At 52.2% G+C, this 17618-nt stretch carries 16 protein-coding genes, 5 tRNA genes and 2 pseudogenes; 19 read left to right on the top strand and 4 right to left on the bottom strand.

The window, feature by feature from the left end; genetic code table 11:
* From ALO_RS12425 to ALO_RS12380, 10 genes and pseudogenes are all read left to right on the top strand, one after another.
* Positions 1-212 (top strand): annotated as a pseudogene (locus tag ALO_RS12425) (uracil permease); the annotation flags it as partial.
* Positions 213-763: 551 nt separating this feature from the next.
* Positions 764-2314 carry an acyl-CoA synthetase FdrA gene (gene fdrA / locus ALO_RS12415; RefSeq protein ID WP_004096417.1) on the top strand — a complete coding sequence of 517 codons (1551 nt, stop codon included), beginning with the start codon at positions 764-766 and terminating at the stop codon, positions 2312-2314.
* Positions 2315-2328: 14 nt separating this feature from the next.
* The gene (locus ALO_RS12410; protein WP_004096415.1) at positions 2329-3747 is read left to right on the top strand and encodes a YlbE family protein; all 1419 of its coding nucleotides are present in this window, start codon (positions 2329-2331) and stop codon (positions 3745-3747) included.
* 21 nt (positions 3748-3768) lie between these two features.
* Positions 3769-4554 (top strand): cyclase family protein, encoded by a 786-nt coding sequence (locus tag ALO_RS12405; protein WP_004096413.1) that lies wholly within the window; start codon positions 3769-3771, stop codon positions 4552-4554.
* 70 nt (positions 4555-4624) lie between these two features.
* Positions 4625-5569 carry a carbamate kinase gene (gene arcC, locus ALO_RS12400; protein ID WP_004096411.1) on the top strand — a complete coding sequence of 315 codons (945 nt, stop codon included), beginning with the start codon at positions 4625-4627 and terminating at the stop codon, positions 5567-5569.
* A complete protein-coding gene (locus ALO_RS12395; protein ID WP_202945775.1) occupies positions 5502-7049 on the top strand; it encodes an amidase family protein in 1548 nt (515 codons plus the stop codon). Before arcC ends, ALO_RS12395 begins: the two co-directional genes overlap by 68 nt.
* 202 nt (positions 7050-7251) lie before the next feature.
* Positions 7252-8103: an FAD binding domain-containing protein gene (locus tag ALO_RS12390; protein ID WP_004096407.1), complete on the top strand. Its 852-nt coding sequence runs from the start codon at positions 7252-7254 to the stop codon at positions 8101-8103.
* A 1-nt stretch (position 8104) separates the two neighbouring features.
* The gene (locus tag ALO_RS12385; protein ID WP_004096405.1) at positions 8105-8644 is read left to right on the top strand and encodes a (2Fe-2S)-binding protein; all 540 of its coding nucleotides are present in this window, start codon (positions 8105-8107) and stop codon (positions 8642-8644) included.
* Positions 8641-9782 (top strand): annotated as a pseudogene (locus ALO_RS23800) (xanthine dehydrogenase family protein molybdopterin-binding subunit); the annotation flags it as partial. The gene ALO_RS12385 and the pseudogene ALO_RS23800, both read left to right, overlap by 4 nt.
* Positions 9783-10997, top strand: coding sequence for a xanthine dehydrogenase family protein molybdopterin-binding subunit (locus tag ALO_RS12380; RefSeq protein WP_413788502.1), 1215 nt, complete (start codon positions 9783-9785; stop codon positions 10995-10997). It abuts the pseudogene before it with no gap.
* A gap of 57 nt (positions 10998-11054) precedes the next feature.
* Here ALO_RS12380 and ALO_RS12375 read toward each other — a convergent pair whose 3' ends face one another.
* Positions 11055-11285 (bottom strand): hypothetical protein, encoded by a 231-nt coding sequence (locus ALO_RS12375; RefSeq protein ID WP_004096404.1) that lies wholly within the window; start codon positions 11283-11285, stop codon positions 11055-11057.
* Between the two features lie 80 nt (positions 11286-11365).
* The gene (locus ALO_RS12370) at positions 11366-11617 is read right to left on the bottom strand and encodes a hypothetical protein (RefSeq protein WP_004096402.1); all 252 of its coding nucleotides are present in this window, start codon (positions 11615-11617) and stop codon (positions 11366-11368) included.
* 232 nt (positions 11618-11849) lie between these two features.
* On the opposite strand from ALO_RS12370, the gene ALO_RS12365 reads away from it, so the two are divergent.
* From ALO_RS12365 to ALO_RS12335, 7 genes are all read left to right on the top strand, one after another.
* Positions 11850-11925 (top strand) — tRNA-His (locus ALO_RS12365).
* 18 nt (positions 11926-11943) lie between these two features.
* A tRNA-Gln gene (locus ALO_RS12360) sits at positions 11944-12019 on the top strand.
* 11 nt (positions 12020-12030) lie between these two features.
* Positions 12031-12106, top strand: a tRNA-Lys gene (locus ALO_RS12355).
* Between the two features lie 36 nt (positions 12107-12142).
* Positions 12143-12225 (top strand) — tRNA-Leu (locus tag ALO_RS12350).
* 72 nt (positions 12226-12297) lie between these two features.
* A complete protein-coding gene (locus tag ALO_RS12345) occupies positions 12298-13194 on the top strand; it encodes a hypothetical protein (protein ID WP_139025390.1) in 897 nt (298 codons plus the stop codon).
* A 134-nt stretch (positions 13195-13328) separates the two neighbouring features.
* The gene (locus ALO_RS12340) at positions 13329-13670 is read left to right on the top strand and encodes a hypothetical protein (protein ID WP_004096399.1); all 342 of its coding nucleotides are present in this window, start codon (positions 13329-13331) and stop codon (positions 13668-13670) included.
* A 99-nt stretch (positions 13671-13769) separates the two neighbouring features.
* A tRNA-Arg gene (locus ALO_RS12335) sits at positions 13770-13845 on the top strand.
* 76 nt (positions 13846-13921) lie between these two features.
* Here ALO_RS12335 and ALO_RS12330 read toward each other — a convergent pair.
* Positions 13922-14215 (bottom strand): hypothetical protein, encoded by a 294-nt coding sequence (locus tag ALO_RS12330; protein WP_004096397.1) that lies wholly within the window; start codon positions 14213-14215, stop codon positions 13922-13924.
* 257 nt (positions 14216-14472) lie between these two features.
* Here ALO_RS12330 and rocF point away from each other — a divergent pair, with 257 nt between their 5' ends.
* A complete protein-coding gene (rocF, locus tag ALO_RS12325) occupies positions 14473-15423 on the top strand; it encodes an arginase (protein WP_004096395.1) in 951 nt (316 codons plus the stop codon).
* 68 nt (positions 15424-15491) lie between these two features.
* Here the strand turns inward: rocF and ALO_RS12320 are convergent, their stop codons facing one another.
* Entirely contained in the window at positions 15492-15851 is a 360-nt protein-coding gene (locus tag ALO_RS12320) for a L,D-transpeptidase (RefSeq protein WP_050807010.1), read from the bottom strand.
* Between the two features lie 196 nt (positions 15852-16047).
* On the opposite strand from ALO_RS12320, the gene ALO_RS20940 reads away from it, so the two are divergent.
* Positions 16048-17604 carry a glycosyltransferase family 39 protein gene (locus tag ALO_RS20940; protein WP_004096392.1) on the top strand — a complete coding sequence of 519 codons (1557 nt, stop codon included), beginning with the start codon at positions 16048-16050 and terminating at the stop codon, positions 17602-17604.
* Positions 17605-17618 lie beyond the last annotated feature (14 nt).

Raw genomic sequence — 17618 nt, 5'->3', positions numbered from 1 at the left:
ACTACACTAAGTCCCGCAATCTGATTCTGACCTCGGTCGTGTTAATCAGCGGCATCAGCGGCGCAGCTGTTAAGTTCGGGACGATTGAATTAAAAGGCATGGCGCTGGGAACCATCGTGGCTGTTGTCGTAAGCCTGACATTCGAAGTATTTACCCGGATGAGGGTCGTCAATGACCTGGATACGGATCAGGACCCATCCTGTAAGGGTTAACCGGACAGCCAGAGGACTTTAAATGCCCGCGTCTGCGGGCATTCTTATTGCCGCAGCCAGGCGTTGTATACGGCACAAAGAGGGAGAAAAGTAACAATGAAAATCATATATGTTTGTGAAGAGTTTACAAAGGGGATCGCGTCATCCTCCTGGAAGTAATTTATAAATTCTATCAACCTGTTAAGCCGCTGACATCTAAGCGTTCTGAAAATTGACAGATTTGACTTGTGTTCCGGCAAGTCTATAATGGTTTTGATTCCACTGATTTCGACCCGAGTGTTTTGGCAGCTAGCCAAGTACGTCAAAATATCCGGGATGTGAGGCGGGAAATTCGCAACCGGAATTATCTGCATATTCAGAAATTAGCAGTGGGTATTATTGGTTTCGGGGCAGTGCTTACGCCGGCAGGAGCTGCTTTTCCGGCCGGGTATTAGTCCTTTAGGCAGCACTTCCGAGCGACGATGTGATTGCCGGTATCGTTACCGCAATGGAACTTCTACTGAAAGAAGCTTTGAGCCTTTCCAAACAACCGGTTATAAGGAGGTTTACTGATGGAAGTACAGGTACTGATCAAGGCCAACGCCTATTACGATTCGGTGACATTAATGGCCATCTCCAAGAAAATGAAAAATTTGCCCGGAGTTCTTGAGGCGGTTGTAAGCATGGGAACCGAACTGAACAAAGAACTGATTGCCCAGGTAGGAATGGGGCTGCCGTCGGTGACTGCCGCCGGACCCAATGATCTCATTATTGCTGTTGGGGCGGCAGATGCCGGGAGCCTGGAATATGTCCTCAAGGAAGTGGAGCAGGCTCTGGTGCAGCGTAACCGGGCTGCTAAGGGCGTTGTCGAGGCTCCTAAGAGCCTGGAAGGCGCTGTCGCCGCTTATCCGGAGAGTAACCTGGCCATTATTTCTCTGCCCGGCGCATTCGCCGCGCGAGAAGTCCGCAAAGCTCTGGAGAATCAGTTGCATGTCATGCTATTTTCCGATAATGTTTCCCTTCAGGATGAAGTCCAGTTGAAAAAATTGGCTCATGACCGGGGATTGCTACTGATGGGACCCGATTGCGGGACAGCGATCATCAATCATGTTCCTTTGTGCTTCGCCAATGTGGTGCGTCCGGGAAACATCGGCGTAGTTGCAGCATCCGGCACAGGGACTCAGGAGGTCACCTGCCTCATCGACCGTTTCGGCGGCGGTGTCTCCCAGGTGATCGGTACCGGCGGCAGAGACCTGAAAGCCGAAGTCGGCGGCATCATGATGCTGGATGCTCTGCAGGCACTGGAAAACGACCCTGCTACCGACGTTATTGTCATCATTTCCAAACCACCGGCCCCCGGCGTGACAGAAAAAATACTCGGCCTGATGAAACGGGGCGGCAAACCGAAAGTCGTTTATTTTCTGGGAGGCGACCGGCAGATTGTGGAGCAGGCAGGCGCTGTCGCCGGATGCAACCTGGCGGATACAGCCCGGAAGGCGGTGGCTTTAGCCAATAAAGAACCGCTGTCAACGGACTGGAGCTGTGTTACAGCCGAGCTGTCCCTGATCCGGCAGGAACAGGCAGGGCTGGCGCCCGGACAAAAATATGTCCGGGCTCTGTACACCGGCGGAACCCTTTGTGATGAGGCGATTCTGGCGATGCAGGAAGACCTGGGACCAATCTATTCCAATATTGTCTTTGATTCCCGGTTCATGCTGCCGGATTCAGCTAAAAGCATGAAACACACTGCCATTGATCTTGGCGATGACAAATTTACGGTAGGGCGTCCCCACCCGATGATTGACCCGACCATCCGGCTGGAGCGTTTGCTGCAGGAGGCCAGGGACCCGGAAACTGCCGTCATTTTGTTGGATGTGGTGCTGGGATATGGCTCTCATCCCGATCCGGCCGGCATTTTGGCGCCGGTAGTCAAAGAAGCAAAAAAACTGGCCAAAGGGCAAGGCCGTTACTTGTCCGTCGTGGCTTCCATCTGCGGTACCTATCGGGATCCTCAGGATTATGCCGATCAGCAGGCCAAACTGGTTGACGCCGGCGTAGCTTTGGCTGATGCCAATATAAAGGCTGCCAGGCTGGCCGCAGCCATCGTTAAGAACGGAGCCTAAAAGGAGATGAGAGGATGACGGGGATCAATCGATTGTTCGGTAAAAAAATAGAAACCATTCACATGGGAACCGAGATTTTCAAAAATGACCTGGCAGCTCAGGGGGTGCCGGCCGTGCATGTGGACTGGACGCCGCCGGCCGGAGGCGATGTGCGCCTGCTGAAGGCTTTGGATTCCTTGGCGCCATTAGAAGCTCAGATTCAGGCAGCCAATCAGGAGGCCTATGACCGGTTCAGCAGCGCACAACCTATGCTAACGGATATCCAGACTGCCCTGGACTTTATCCCGGGCATGACCAAGAAAACCATTCTTCATTCCGGCCCGCCCATAGCCTGGGAACAAATGTCCGGTCCCATGCGCGGCGCCGTTATGGGTGCCCTGATCTACGAAGGACTGGCATCTGACGCGGCCGGCGCCGAACGAATGGCAGCATCCGGCGAAATCACTTATTGCCCTTGCCACGAAAAAGGCGGCGTGGGCCCAATGGCCGGCATCGTATCCGCCTCTATGCCAGTGTTCGTGCTAAAAAATATCACCCATGGCAACACGGCTTTTTGTACCCTGAACGAAGGACTGGGCAAGGTCCTTCGCTACGGCGCCTACAACCAGGAGGTGGTTGACCGCCTGCGATGGATCGAGAAAATTCTTGGCCCGGCCCTGAAAAAGGCCATCCAGCTGTCAGGCGGCATCGATATGCGGGCCATGGTAGCTCAGGTGCTGCATATGGGAGACGAAGGACACAACCGCAACAAAGCCGGTACTTCTCTCTTTATCCGGGCTATAGCGCCTCATCTGATGCAGGCTGGAATACTTCAGGAGGACCTGGTCAGAGTCTTTAACTTTATTAACAGCAACGAGCATTTCTTCTTAAATCTTTCCATGCCCTGCTGCAAAGCGGCGCTGGATGCGGCTAACGGCGTTCCCTGCAGCACCATGGTCACCACCATGGCCCGCAACGGCACCGAGTTCGGCATCCGGGTCAGCGGGCTGGGCAATCGCTGGTTTACCGGCCCGGCCCAGATGATCAAAGGTCTGCTTTTCCCCGGCTATACCGAGGCGGATGCCAATCCGGATATCGGCGACAGCGCGATTACCGAAACTGCCGGTATTGGCGCCTTCGCCATGGCTGCCGCCCCGGCTATCGTTCAGTTTGTCGGCGGCACGGCGGAAGACGCCCAGGCCTATTCCAACCGTATGTATGAAATTACGATTGGAGAAAGCAAGTTTTTCAGCATACCTCAGTTCAACTTCCGGGGCAGCGCCACCGGCATTGATATCCGCAAGGTTATCCAACTGGGAATCCTGCCGCAGATTAATACCGGCATGGCTCACCGGGAAGCCGGTGTCGGGCAAGTGGGCGCCGGGCTGGTCAATCCGCCCCGGGAGTGTTTTGCCAAAGCATTGCTTGCGTTTGCGGCCGAGTATGTAAAATAAAAATTTAAGGGGGATTGTACCATGGTTAAAAACTGGGACAAAGTGACGATGTATGATCTGACACAAAAACTGAGTCATCTGACACCACCCTGGCCTACTTATGAGCCGCTGCAGATCAAGTTCTTCAAACGGCTGAGCTCCAACGGCGCCAATGGCCAGGTCATTACCACCTCCAATCATGTAGGCACCCATTTGGACGGATCGCTGCATTTTTGTACCCATGGCCGCGATATTGCCAGCATTCCTCTGAACGACCTGATCGGTCCGGGAGTAGTGGTGGACCTGAGCGATATCTGCGAGGATTATGGCGTGTATACATCCAAAGATATTACCGACCGGGTAGAAGTCCGCAAAGGAGATATTCTGCTCATCCATACCGGCTACATGAAATACGGCTGGGATCAGCCTGAGGCCGATGAGGTACGGTACATGGTCAAGCACCCCGGACCGACCCGGGAATTCTCTCAATGGTGCCGCAAAATGGAAATCAAATGGCTGGGGGTGGACGCCGGCTCGGCCGACCATCCCATGAATACCAAAATCCGCGAGTGGTGCCCGAAACAGGCTGCTGAATGCGATTCCTATATGCAAAAGAAATTCGGCAAGAGTCTGGATGAAATGTTCCCGCCTGACCACTATCAGCTGATGCATGTGGACCTGTTCCCCTATGATATCATTCATGCGGAGAACGTTGGCGGCGAATTGCAGAAAGTATTGAACAAGCGGCTGATCATAGGCTGCTATCCCTGGCGGTTTGAGGGAGGCGAATCGTCTATCTGCCGGATCGTTGCCTACGACGAAGCGTAAATTTGGTAGAAACAGCAAAGGGACGCACATCACAGGAGTGCGTCCCTTTGAATAAACGGGGGTGGACTGTTTGGCAGAAACGATTGTGCTGGCATTCGGCGGCAATGCCATTACCAAATCTACGGAAAAAGGAACCCGTGATGAACAATGGAAAAATATCAGGAATACCTGCAGCCATGTGGCTGTGCTGATCAAACAGGGCCATCGGGTACTCATTACTCACGGCAACGGTCCCCAGGTTGGCAACCTGCTGCTGAAAAATGAGCTGACCAGGGATGTGGTGCCGCCGATGCCGCTGGATGTCTGCGTCTCCAACACCCAGGGATCATTGGGATATGCCATCAGCCAGACCCTGGGCAACTTTTTGCGGAATGCCGGCGTGGACCGGCCGGTCGCCGCGATGATCACCCAGGTAGTGGTCCGCTCTGAGGACCCGGCCTTTGCCAATCCGACCAAATATATCGGCCCGTTTTATTCTCAGACACAAGCCGAAGCCATGATGTCCGGGAAAGGGCACGTTATGCGGGAAGACAGCGGCCGCGGCTGGCGCAGGGTGGTTCCCTCGCCGGAACCGGTGGAAATTGTGGAAGCAGTCGCTATAAAGAAAATGCTGGATGCCGGCGTCATTGTGATCGCCGCTGGCGGCGGCGGTGTTCCTGTTGTCCGGACTCCTGCCGGGCTGGAGGGTGTGGAGGCTGTCATCGACAAGGATATGGCCGGACAGCTGCTTGCCAGGGAAGCGGGGGCGGACGCCTTGTTTCTGCTCACCGAAGTAGACCGGGTATGCATTCATTATGGCAAGCCCAACCAGCAAGCCTTTGACCGTCTCACCCTGGACCAGGCCAGGCAATACCAGTCAGAAGGCCATTTCCCGCCTGGCAGTATGGGCCCGAAAATGGAGGCCGCCATCCGGTTCGTCGACTCCGGCCGTCACCGGCGGGCTGTGATTGTTTCTTTGGAAAATGCGCATCTGGCCTTTAGCGGCGAAAGTGGCACGATTATCACAGCAAAGTGAGGTGAAAGCATTGTCAGGCATCGATATTCGGGAATGGAGCATTCAGGAGATTCACCGGCGATTTAACAGCCGGCAGCTTACCTGTGTCGAATTGGTGCAGGCCTACCTGGAGCGGATTGAGAAATACGATCAACAGGGACCTAAGCTGAACAGCGTTATTTCAGTCAACCCCCGGGCCTTGGAAGAGGCCAGGGAGCTGGACGAGGCCTTTCAGCGAAGCGGGCTGACCGGTCCGCTGCACGGCATTCCCTCGCTTCTGAAAGACAATGTGGATACCGCCGACATGGCAACCACCGCTGGCTCAAAAAGCCTGGCGGAAATGATTCCGGCCGCCGATGCCTTCATCGTCCGCAAGCTGCGCCAGGCAGGGGCGATTATTCTGGCCAAAGCCAACCTGCACGAATTTGCCATCTGGGGAGAAACGGTCAGTTCCATCCTGGGGCAGACTCTGAATCCCTACGACCTGACCCGTTCTCCCGGCGGTTCCAGCGGCGGGACCGGGGCCGGCATAGCCGCTAATTTCGGCACAGTGGGTATTGGCACTGACACGGTGAATTCCATCCGCTCGCCGGCATCGGCCAACAGTCTGGTGGGACTGCGTCCGACAGTGGGATTGGTGAGCCGGACAGGCATTGTACCCTACTCCCTGACCCAGGATACTGCCGGGCCGATTACCCGGACAGTGGCGGACGCTGCCGCTCTGCTGGATGTCCTCGCCGGCCATGATCCGGCCGATCCGGCGACGGCAGAATCGGCCCGGTATCTGCCCCATTCCTATCGGGATTTTCTCAATGCCGGCGGACTTGCCGGCAAAAGGATCGGCATCCTGCACCACCTGTTTGGTCAGGAGAATGAGCACCGGGAAGTGAACCGGACGATCCATCAGACTCTGGATACCATGCGACGGCTGGGAGTAGAATTGGTTGATATCGACGAAAAATTTGACGCTAACCGGCTTGTGGCCGAGATCAGCGTACACCTGTATGATTTCCAGGATCATTTAAACGGCTATTTGCGCGGCTTGGCAGGAGGTCGCCGGGTAAGCTCACTGCAGGATATCGTGGCAACCGGTCTCTGCCATCCCGGCATCGAAGAAAACCTGCAAAAAGCCCTGAGTCTCAGCACCCATGATCCGGAATACCGGCAAAGACTCATGTGGCGTCAGGCGCTGCAGCAACGTCTGCTGGATATAATGGCATCAGCCAAGCTGAACGCATTGGTATACCCCCATCAGAAGTGCTTGGTGGCGGCCGTGGGTCAACCCCAGGTGGAAAGAAACGGCGTACTGGCTGCTATAACCGGTTTCCCGGCAATTACTCTGCCTGCCGGCTTTTCCCGACCAACCGCCGACGCGCCTCTGGGAGTCCCGATTGGCATTGAGTTTTTAGTCAGACCCTGGGCCGAACCGGTGCTGATCAACATAGCTTCTGCTCTGGAGCGGGCAATGCCGGTCCGAAAACCGCCTGTCGGTCTGCTGTAACGATCTATTGAAATATAAAGTCCGTCGATTGCAAATCGACGAAATATTCTCAAAAATGTTTAAATACTCTATTTCCGATATTCCGCATACGGGCTGCGCTTACAATAACACAGATCAATGATTCATCAGGCTTTGAAAAGAATATAGACTAGCGTCGGAACAGGTATGTCATCAGAACAAAACAGTACGAGGAGGTAGAGTCGTGCTAAGCAGGTTCGATTATGTCAAACCACAGACTCTGGAAGAGGCTTTGGCTTACCTGGCGGAAAACGCCGGGACAAAAATCCTCGCCGGCGGCACAGATCTAATGGTCATGCTGCGCCGTAATGCTCAGATGCCGGAGCATATTTTGGATATAAAATCTATTCCCGAGACTAGGCGCCTGGACTATAAACCTCAGGAAGGACTGTTTATCGGGGCTTCGATCAATGTGAATGAAGTGGCCGGAGCAGCAATGACCCGGGAGAAATATCCGGCTTTAGCCCAAGCCGCTAATGCTTTGGCTTCTTATCAAATCCGCAACCGCGCCACCTTGGTGGGGAACATTTGCAATGCCTCCCCCGGCGCGGATTTATCCGGTCCTTTGCTGGTCTATGACGCCAAGGTGCATGTCGCCAACAGTCAGGGGCAACAGACAGTGGCTATCCATGAGTTCTTCACCGGTGTCAAGAAAACGGTCCTGCAGCCGGTAGATATCGTCATTGGCGTGTCATTGCCGGATGTGGACGCCGCCGATGCTGTTTTTCTCAAACAAGCCCGCATCAGGGGGCACGATTTGGGAATTGTCGGGGTGGCAGCACGACTGACGGCAGCAAAAGAGTTCCGGATTGCCATGTCGGCGGTGGCTCCCACTCCCATCCGGCTGACCCGGATGGAAGAACAGCTCAAGGATCGGCCTCTGACGCCTGAACTGGCTGCCTGGGCAGGAGAGGAAGCGGCCAAAAGCATCAGACCGATTTCCGATGTGCGGTCTTCAGCCGAATATCGCCGTCATATCGCCGGCGTACTGGTAAAAAGGGCCTTGTCCCAATTGCTGGCTGCGGGAGGTATATAAGATGTGCGAAAGATACGGTGCTGCCAAGACTTGTTTTACCTATATCGATTCCGGTCTGCCGCGGATTTCGCTGCATTGCCGGGTTAATAGCGAAGCGGTAAATGCCTTCGTTGATCCGAGTATGACCTTGCTCAGCTTTCTGCGCAAAGAATTAAAGCTCTTTGGCGTGAAGGAAGGCTGCGGTGAAGGTGAATGCGGGGCCTGCACCATTATCATGAACGGCCTGGCGGTCAATTCCTGCATGGTGCTGGCGGTTGAGGCTGAAGGCGCTGCCATCACTACGGTAGAAGGCTTGAGTCCCGACGGCGGGCTGTCTATTCTCCAGCAGGAGTTTATGAACCATGATGCCCTGCAATGCGGTTTTTGCACGCCGGGAATGCTGATGTCGGCGCGGGCGCTCTTAAACCGCAATCCGGACCCCACCGAAGCGGAAGCCAAAGAAGCCATAGCCGGTAACTTTTGCCGCTGTACCGGTTATGTTCCCATTATTGCCGCTATTTTATCGGCTGCTAAACTGGAAAAGGAGGCAAGGGCGAAATGAGAGACAAACAATACCGTCATATTGGCAAGTCAGCCGTACGGCTTGACGCCCGAGACAAAGTAACCGGCAGGGCGGTTTACACCTTTGATATGGAACTGCCGGGAATGTTGTATGCCAAATGTTTGCATTCGCCTTATGCCAGTGCGGCCATTGTCTCCATTGATACAAGCGCTGCCAAAGCTCTGTCCGGGGTGAAGGCCGTACTCACCGGCGAAGACATCCCCTATCTCTTAGGTTTATATATGGTGGATAAACGGATACTGGCCCGGGGCACGGTCAGGTATCAGGGGGAAGCGGTGGCAGCAGTGGCAGCGGTGGATGAAGCAACCGCCGAGCGGGCTCTGACCCTGGTGAAGGTGGAATATCAGGAATTGACGCCAGTGATGACTGTCGATGAAGCGCTGGATGGAAAAACACTGGTTCATGAAGATATCAACCAGCTGGAATATATTAAAGGCGTATTCTTCCCTCAGCCTGATTCTAATATCGCCAGCTGGAACAAAACCATCAAGGGAAATATCCGGCAAGGCTTTGCCGCGGCCGATGTCATAGTGGAAAGTGAGCTGACCCTGCCGCCGGTAGCCCATGTGCCCATGGAGACCCACGTGGCTATTGCCCAGGCCGATCCCTATTCCCCGGTTTTGAAGATCTGGTCTTCCACCCAGTCCCCCTTTGGGGTGCGCCAGCTTATGGCCAAGTCCTCGGTATCGCCAAAAGTGATATTCAGGTGATTGCCCCTTATGTAGGCGGCGGATTTGGCGGTAAGGCAGGCATTCATCTTGAGCCCCTGGCAGCGGTGCTGTCCCGGGTCTGTAAAGGCCGTCCGGTTAAAATTACCGCTTCCCGGGAAGAGGAATTCAATCAGTTGCCTTCCCGGGCCGGCATGCGCGGTCGGATAAAGACCGGCGTTACCAAAGACGGCAAGATTACGGCCATGGAAATCTATTATGACTGGGACAGTGGCGCTTATGCCGACTATGGTGTAAACGTAGGCCGGGCGGCTACCTATTCCGGCGCCGGTCCCTATGAAATTCCCAACGTTGAGCTGCACTCCCGCACTTTATATACCAATAAGGTGTTCAGTACGGCCTATCGCGGTTTTGGCCATTTGGAAACCCATTGGATCGTTGAACGGCAGATGGATCTGGTGGCTCAGAAATTGGGCATGGATCCCTATGAACTGCGGTGGAAGAATTTATTGCGGGAAGGCTCTCTCACCCTCAGCGGCGAGCGGATTACCCTTAACTCCGGCCGCCCGGATCACTGTCTGGAAGCGGTGGCCAAAGAAATCGGCTGGACAGGGTATCGCTCGGAAGCGGAACGGCAGGCGGCGCGCAAGACCGGCAAGGTGCGCGGCAAGGGATTAGCCTGCCTGCAGAAGGCCCCGGCTATGCCTTCCAATACTTCAACCTCAGCCATTATGCAGATGGATGAGGACGGCAATGTCCGGATCATGCTGGGTGCAGTGGATATGGGTCAGGGGGCTAATACGGCCATGGCTCAGATTGCGGCCGAAGTACTGGATATGCCTATGGAAAAAGTCAAAGTGGCCTGGGACCCGGATACCGACCGTCATCCTTATGACTGGTCCACAGTAGCTTCTAAATATACCTTTATGGGCGGCAACGCGGTAAAAAGCTGCGCTCATAATATGCTGCACCAGATGAAGGAGCTTGCCGCTCAGATACTGCGGTGCCCGGCGGATGACCTGACTCATGGCGGCGAAGCCATTTATCATATTCAACACGCCCGCCGGCGAGTCTCCTATAAAGATTTGGCATTAGGTTATGTTTATGAAAATGGCAACGGCATCGGCGGGCCGCTGATCGCCCGGGGTGTGTATATGGCTGACGGATTAACCTATCTGAATCCCGATAACGGCCAGGGGTTGCCGGCCCTGGACTGGACCTTTGGCGCTCATGGCGTAGAAATCGAGGTGGACGTGGAAACCGGCGAGGTTTCCATTCTGAAAATCGCCTCTGCCTTTGATGTCGGTCAGGCCATTAACAAAAAGCTGGTGGAAGGGCAGATTATCGGCGGCGTCCTGCAGGGAATCGGCTCGGCTTTGATTGAAGGATTTAAGTTCAGCCCGGACGGACGCATGCTCAATCCTTCCTTCACCGACAACAAGATTCCGACGGCCAAAGATATTCCGGTGGAAATCCTGCCGATCTGCGTGGAAAATCCTCAGCCTGACGGACCCTTTGGCGCCCGCGGCATAGGGGAGCACCCCATGATTTCCGTGCCCTCAGTCATTGCCAATGCACTGTATGACGCTCTGGATATCAACTTTTTCAGCCTGCCTTTGTCGTCTGAGACAGTGGCCCTGGCGATTGCCGGAAGAAATAACTAGGATATAGAAAATGCTGCCTGAATTAAGCGATTGCTTTTTCAGGCAGCATTTTGTTTTTTAAAAGGATCTGTTTCCAAGCAAAGGATGACGGGCGGGTTTCAGACTGAGGCGCAAAACCTGGGCGACCGCTTCCTCCAGGACGAGATCCCGCTGTTTGTCCCGGCTTTCCATGATGCAAATCGGCGCGGAAGATCCGACCTCTCCTGCCGGGAGGTAAATGTATTCTTTGGTGTTGCCGTCGCCAAAAATTACCCCTGCCAGGAGTTTACCGGCTATTACTCGGCTCATGAGCTGCATCTCCTTCTTCCATAAAAGCATTTCTTATTGGCTGTATTATATCATTAAAGCCAGTGGCGATGCCACTGGCTTTAACTGTAGGATCTGTCGTCTGGTGTTGTTCCGCCGAGCATGGAATTGACAATGGTGGTGGGCTCAAGGGGCTGAAACCGTGTGCCCTCTAAAAGCTGCATTTCGAATTTTAGATTCTCCAATTTCTCTTCCAATACCTTTTGCGTATAGCCATATCCCTGCAGGGCAATTACCGAATTCTCCAGCTCCTGGATCTTTTCTTCATAGTCGCTGTGCAGCCTGACAATCTCGTGACCGGTTTTGATCTGCATAAATAGAACACCTCTGTGCATTCGGGCATATTTCTCATTTTTTAAGGCTATGGGTAGAATATGCGTATATTTGGCAATCTATACGGGGTAAGCTTGCTGTCGCTCGCACCAAAGTGAGAATCAAAAAGGTCCAAAGAAAAAATGCTAGAGGAAAAAACCCTTGACATCAGATTTTTGAAGTGGTAGAATATATTTTGTCGCGAGGCGCAACAGCCTCGGGCAGGATAGCATGGTGGCTGTGGTGAAGTGGTTAACACGGCGGATTGTGGATCCGTTACTCGAGGGTTCGAGCCCCTCCAGTCACCCCATCAAATTAAATATAAAATTGGGGCGTCGCCAAGTCGGTAAGGCACGGGACTTTGACTCCCGCATGCGTTGGTTCGAGTCCAGCCGCCCCAGCCATTTTTTTATTTGACCCACTAGCTCAGTCGGTAGAGCACCTGACTTTTAATCAGGGTGTCCCGCGTTCGAGTCGCGGGTGGGTCACCATCTATATGCAGATTATATATTTTCGGATAGAAACATGCGGGAGTGGCGGAACTGGCAGACGCACCAGACTTAGGATCTGGCGGGTAACCGTGGGGGTTCAAGTCCCTTCTCCCGCACCAATATAGTAATAATAAAGTTCTCGGAGAGCATCTCCGGGGCTTTTTTGTTTTATGGGGTGCTTATGCAGCATTTTGTACAGCAAATTGCGCCAGCGTGCTTCTTTACGGAACAAGAATAATCGCACAGCTCCCGGAATAGATAATATTATTCACCAGTGGGAGGTGGCGCTTATCATCCGGAGTCCGTATTGCTCCTATGAGGCGGGAGAGCTGGATCAGCAGGGGCGTAAGATTGCCGAAGTATATTTTAATATCCCGGGAAGTCATATCATCTATCGCTGTGAAGATGTGATCGGTTTAATTGTCGGCATGGAGACCGATACGATCAAGAGTCCCTCCTGCATTGCAGCCGAGATGAATTCGGTTTACAGTTTATTGAATTTGGAGGAACGAACCTGTTATTATACAGATATTGCTATTGCATTGCATCAGTGTTTACTGGGAGATGACGCATCGGCGCGGAATATTTTAAATCAGTTGAGTCAGAACATTCTCCAGCATAAAACCAACCGGATCAAATTGGATTATTTAACGGGCTGTTTATACGGGTTGGTCGCATGCATTGCCGCTTTTGCTCTCATTTGTGCGCTGCCGACTCTTTCTGACTGGACTGTTCCTTATATCTTTCTGGCCGGAGCGGGCGGCGGCTTTTTTTCGGCTGCAGTTGGGCTGCATAAAATCAGCATAGATTTGAATACATCCCGCCGATATTATCAGATTAACGGAATGATCCGGATTTTTATCGCGGTAATTTCCGCTTGGATCGGCTTTTTAGCAATTAAGGCGGATGTGATTTTCGGGATGTTTAATACTAAATCGGAAGGGATTCTTTTAGTTGCTGTCCTGGCCGGTTTTAGCGAAACGTTTGCTTATAATATCCTGATGAATTTAGAATCGCGGCAGCAGTCTTCTGGTCAAAACGAAGATAAAACTACAACGGGAGATGCTGAAAAGACTCCGCGGGTGTGACCGGATTACATCCGCAGAGCCTTTTTGCCTGTTATAGAATTCTGATGACTGCTGGGAAAAGGAATTTTCACTGAAAGCGGAGAAAATTCATTCAAAGTGATTTTGGATCTGAGGAAAAAGGAGGGCTGCCATAAATGACGGATAGCATGCAACAAGCCATAAACGAATTGAAAGAGCTGCTGGGTAAGGGCTATAGCGGTGAGATAGATCGGGGTGATGCTGCACTGCAAGCTGCTAAACTTTTACTGGGGATTGTTTCCTGCTGCGATCTGGAACTTACGGCAGTAGATGAGAAATTAGACCGGGCTATAATTAAAACGGAACATCTGGAGCAGCGGGTGGAAAGACTGCAGACAGAAACCAAAGAATTGCGACATCACAATGCGGACATGCTGGAATATCTTGATAGTAAGGGTTTGGCCAAAGACTTTGACCGTTTTCAGCAGGAGAAAAAGATTGCCAGGATACTACACTAGCGAGACTGGCTTATAGACGCGGAGCAGTTTATTGACAACATGCCGCGTTGATGCTATAATATTTCGGTAGGCCAAAAGCCTTGACTTTAAGCTAATATTGCGCCTGTAGCTCAGGGGATAGAGCAACGGACTTCTAATCCGTGGGTCGTACGTTCGAATCGTACTAGGCGCGCCAGAGAAATCAAGACCCCACAGAAATGCGGGGTCTTTGCTTTACCTTTTTTAGCTGTAAAAGCCGGCGGGCTGCTTTGTCATTCTTGCGTCGCGAACGGTTGATTGTCCTGATATTCTACAGTATATTCCTGCCAGGGAATATCTTGAACCGGTACGTTCATGGCCACCTTTAGGACGTCCTCATTGCCGAAATAAGCGGGGAGACCATGAAAGTTGATAGACACCAGGATGATTGGCAACCCTGGAAACAGAGGCTCGAATACTTTAATTACCCGGGATGCGGTAAATTTGCTGTCGATTACATATTCTTTGACGGATACGATTGCGTAAGTAATATCATGAACATTTACTACGGCTGCCTGAAATTTCATTACGGATCCTCCTGTGCGATGATTCTTCTGCAAAAAAACAATGAATAAAGCAAGATAATTAGAATATAATATTACTTTTTAACAGTAGCGTTTCCCTGCTGAAAAGACTCAAGAGTCTCTAATAATTTGTCAAAATTTTTTTGCGAATTTTCACTATAACGATTAAGTATTGATTAAAGTGTTGCATAAAGGGAAAGAACAGGCTAAAATAAGAAATCGGTGAAAAAGTTAAGAATTTTCTAAGGCGGTGATATTGAATGAAATCAGTCTCTGTTATTGGCATGCCAATGTGGCTGGGACAAACACGATATGGAACAAATCTGGGACCGGAAGCTTTGCGCCGGGCCGGGATGATGAATCGCCTGCAGGCATTGAACCCTGATATCATCGATTTAGGTGATCTTACGCTTTCTCAGACCACTGGGCAGGGAACACCCTCTCTGAAAAATCTAAAACAGGTTGCAGCCGCTAATGTAAAGTTGTCAGAAAAAGTGGCGGCAGTTATTGCCGAAGGCAGATTTCCTCTGGTATTAGGAGGAGATCACAGCATCGCAGTGGGCAGTATTGCCGGCGCTGCTAAGCATTATTCCCGGATGGGAGTGATCTGGTTTGACGCCCATGCGGATATCAACACTCCGGAGACTACTCCCAGCGGCAATATTCATGGTATGCCCCTGGCAGTCAGTCTGGGTCTGGGGCATCCGGCTTTGACCCGTATCGGAGGGTACCAACCGAAAATTCAACCGGAACAGGTGGTATTTATCGGGGTGCGGGATATTGACCCGGGCGAGCAGGATTTGATCCGGGAAAAACAAATAAAGGTTTTTACCGCTGAGGATGTAGCCAGACGCGGCATAGAGCAAGTCATAGAAGAAACCCTGGCTTATTTGAGCCGGCAATGTGATGGTATTCATCTCAGTTTCGACATGGATGGCATAGATCCCTGCCAAGCACCGGGAGTAGGTACTCCGGTTGATAATGGCGTAAGTCTGGAGGACAGCCGAAAAGCCATCAGGTTATTGGCTGCTTCGAACCGCATTACTTCCTGCGACATTGTGGAGGTAAATCCGCTGTTCGATAAAGAGCAAACGACTGTTTTGGTCGCTGTGGAGCTTATTGCATTACTGTTTGGCGAGGCTGGGGCCGACATTTCTCCTGGGGATAAAACGGTTTGGTGCAATCGGATGGATGATGTATCCGGCAAATAAAAAAACAGGCGCGGGTGATTCCGCACCTGTTTTTGCGTCAGCCTGCTGAAAACTCATCCGTGATTTCTTCAAGAGCGAATGGTCACCGGAGTTCCAACAGTAACATAGCCGGCCAGGTCGATAACGTCACGATTTTGCATCCGGATACAGCCTTTCGAAACTTGACCGCCGATGGAGGCTGGGTTATTCGTGCCGTGAATGCCGTGATGCGGCACGCTCAGCCCGAGCCACATCACGCCGAAAGGGCCGCCGGGGTTAGGGACTTTACTGACGATCATGAAACGGCCTGTGGGAGATGGAGTGTTGAATTTCCCAACTCCGACAGGATAGGACTTAAAGTATTTCCCGTTTTTAGCTAACATGAGCTGACGTTTTGACAATAAAATCAGGATAGAATAATTCAATGGTATCACCCCGCTATGTATCATATTCGGCAAGGGCAAAGCAGGCTCCCGGCGATGGCTTCATAAGGCGCCTGGGCTTTAAGAAATATGAATTTGCGGAGCGTTTTTTGTTGAATATTGTCTATTGCACTTAAGGGGGACGGCTACTGTAAACCGATGACTTATGATATAATGAATCATAGATTGTTTTACAATCTTGAGGCTGGAGGATATATATTCAATGAGTTTGCGGGTTTTTGCCGATTCATGGAGCAAAACGACAGGAGTCATGCTGCTGTTAATTCTTGGCGGCCTCTTATTCAGGGTCGTCCTCGGCTTAACCATTGGATTAGGCGTTGATGAATCTTACGCTGTGGCTGTATCACGAATCTGGACATTGAGTTATTTCGATCATCCGCCGTTGCATTTCTGGTTGATAGGGCTGGCTGGCAAGATTTTCGGCACAGATTATGGCATTCTGCTGCGGTTGCCGTTTATTTTGCTGTTTGCTGCCACTACCTGGCTGATGTACAGGCTGGGCGCCGTTCTTTTCGGCAATTGGGCCGGCGTTTACGCCGCCTTGATCATGAATCTTTCGGCTGTATTTAGTCTCAGTACCGGCGGTTGGATCTTGCCGGACGGACCCTTGATGTTTTTTATGCTGGCCTGTGTGCTGGTACTGGTCCAGCTTCTATTTGACCCGACGCAGGAACGGTCTCTGTTCTGGTGGTTGGCAGCGGGGGTTCTTTTGGGGCTGGGACTTCTCAGCAAATATCATGCTGTTTTTATCGCCTTCGGCGCTTTCCTCTTTATCATTACATCCCGTACGCATCGCCCCTTGCTTTTAACGGCCGGTCCCTATCTGGCATTAGGCATCGGACTTCTTATTTTCTCGCCGGTTTTGATCTGGAACTGGCAGCATGACTGGGCATCTTTTGCGTTTCAGGGCAGCCGGGGCTTAGCCAAGGGCTGGTACCCCGGACGAATGATGGGCAATATTGCCGGGCAGGCGGCCTGGGTGCTTCCCTGGATCTGGCTGCCGCTGGTTGGGTCCTGGATTACCAGTGGTTTGGGAGGTCCGGGCAGCACTCCGGAACAGTCAAAACGCTGGTTTTTATCCTGTTTGGCAGCCGGTCCCATTCTGATTTTTACCTTCTTGACCCTATGCGGGGCGGAAGGCCTGTTTCACTGGCAGGCGCCGGGATATCTCTTTTTGTTTCCCTTGCTGGGGAGAGTGGTTGCTAACCGACTGGCCTGTCATAATCGAAAAACAGCGGTTTGGCTGAGGCTTTCCGCTCTTGTTTTTATTTTGCTGATTGCCGTTCTGGCTTCGCACACGGCCACCGGTTGGTTGAAAACAATGAATCCGTCGCTCTTCCCTCAGGGGGACCCTTCTATGGAAGCGTATGATTGGCGGGAAGTCCGGCCGGCTTTTGCGGCAAAAGGTTTTCTGACTCAAGAGCATCAGGCTGAATTGTTTGTGATCGCCCCTCATTGGATTGATGCCGGCAAGATTGATTATGCCCTGAGCGGGAAGCTGCCGGTAGTTTGCTTGTCAGATGAACCCCATCACTTCGCCTTCATTCGCCCCATCGGTTCTATGCTGGGGAAGGATGCTGTCATTATCGGCAGACCTGCCGTGACCGAGCGGGTGCTGCAGCAATATGGACCTTATTTTCAATCCATATCCCCTTTGGGCAGTGTCGCCATCAACCGGCAAGGCCGAGAGGAACTCCGCCTGAATTGGTATTATGCCCGCAATTTAATGTATGGTTATCCTATGCCATACGGTCATTGAACAACGTCAAATGT

This window comes from Acetonema longum DSM 6540 (assembly GCF_000219125.1).
Taxonomy (GTDB): domain Bacteria; phylum Bacillota; class Negativicutes; order Sporomusales; family Acetonemataceae; genus Acetonema; species Acetonema longum.
Note: the sequence above shows the minus strand (reverse complement) of the source record. Positions and strands in the feature narration are given on the sequence as shown.

Coding starts and splice junctions, on each gene's coding strand:
- ALO_RS12385 (WP_004096405.1), top strand. CDS start 8,105: ATGTGCGAAAGATACGGTGCTGCCAAGACTTGTTTTACCTATATCGAT.
- ALO_RS20940 (WP_004096392.1), top strand. CDS start 16,048: ATGAGTTTGCGGGTTTTTGCCGATTCATGGAGCAAAACGACAGGAGTC.
- ALO_RS12340 (WP_004096399.1), top strand. CDS start 13,329: ATGACGGATAGCATGCAACAAGCCATAAACGAATTGAAAGAGCTGCTG.
- ALO_RS12375 (WP_004096404.1), bottom strand. CDS start 11,285: ATGAGCCGAGTAATAGCCGGTAAACTCCTGGCAGGGGTAATTTTTGGC.
- ALO_RS12380 (WP_413788502.1), top strand. CDS start 9,783: ATGGATCTGGTGGCTCAGAAATTGGGCATGGATCCCTATGAACTGCGG.
- ALO_RS12405 (WP_004096413.1), top strand. CDS start 3,769: ATGGTTAAAAACTGGGACAAAGTGACGATGTATGATCTGACACAAAAA.
- ALO_RS12320 (WP_050807010.1), bottom strand. CDS start 15,851: ATGATACATAGCGGGGTGATACCATTGAATTATTCTATCCTGATTTTA.
- ALO_RS12410 (WP_004096415.1), top strand. CDS start 2,329: ATGACGGGGATCAATCGATTGTTCGGTAAAAAAATAGAAACCATTCAC.
- fdrA (WP_004096417.1), top strand. CDS start 764: ATGGAAGTACAGGTACTGATCAAGGCCAACGCCTATTACGATTCGGTG.
- ALO_RS12330 (WP_004096397.1), bottom strand. CDS start 14,215: ATGAAATTTCAGGCAGCCGTAGTAAATGTTCATGATATTACTTACGCA.
- ALO_RS12370 (WP_004096402.1), bottom strand. CDS start 11,617: ATGCAGATCAAAACCGGTCACGAGATTGTCAGGCTGCACAGCGACTAT.
- rocF (WP_004096395.1), top strand. CDS start 14,473: ATGAAATCAGTCTCTGTTATTGGCATGCCAATGTGGCTGGGACAAACA.